General features: G+C 39.5%; 1 protein-coding gene. It reads right to left on the minus strand.

The features are described 5' to 3' along the window. Positions 1 to 222: 222 nt before the first annotated feature. Complete coding sequence (locus tag BW139_RS18150; RefSeq protein WP_058559921.1) at positions 223 to 642, minus strand: hypothetical protein; 420 nt, start codon at positions 640 to 642, stop codon at positions 223 to 225. Positions 643 to 782 lie beyond the last annotated feature (140 nt).

A 782-nucleotide genomic window follows, 5' to 3' on the forward strand; every position in this document is an offset into this window, starting at 1 on the left:
AACCGACGACATTACTTGCTTCATCCTATGTATTAACTCGCTCTAATTCGAGCTGAAGTAATTATGGCTTAAAAAGTTAGGCAGGGATCAGTGTGGCTTAACTTGACAGTGGGAGTCATACCAACGCCTCATTAAGAGGCTAAAAATAGTTGGTTAAAATAAGGGAGGCAAGAGCAAAAACCAACTGTTTTTTGTCCTGCTTTAATGACTTGTTAGGTGTACTTACACGTTTTGCGTATACGGCTTTATACCAATTAATTCTGAAACACCTGATCCCGAGTTTAAAGAAACTTTGATTGAGGATACAAATGCATCCAATGATAAAGCTTCAAATTGAACAGTAAATTTTGCAACACATTCGCGGTCATTTGACACAGAGACTAATACAGCCATATGACCAGCAGAATCGAAGCAATGGAATTTAAGCTCACAATGACCATAAGTTGAGTCAGCGTCACCAACTTCAAAGGTTACTTCATCTGAGTTAGATTTAGGAAAAACTGATAATTGTTCAGCTAGTTTTTCCAACATTTGAGCATTTATATATTGCTCCGTTTCTCCAGCGAAAGTTTCATTGCACGCCTTTACCCATATTTTCGAAGGGTCATTCCGTAAAAACTCGATCTCTAATCTGGGCTGCATCTGCTTGTACACCTAACATTTTAGTATTTATGCGACACGCTGTTTGTGTTGCATAATCGCTTGTTGGACTGAGCCGCTACCTGCTCGGTGTGTCAGAGTTGGTGTTGTTTATGCTATGGGAATTTGCTTTTTGGAGGCTC

This window comes from Pseudoalteromonas sp. SK18 (genome assembly GCF_001974855.1).
In the GTDB taxonomy this organism is placed as follows: Bacteria; Pseudomonadota; Gammaproteobacteria; order Enterobacterales; family Alteromonadaceae; genus Pseudoalteromonas.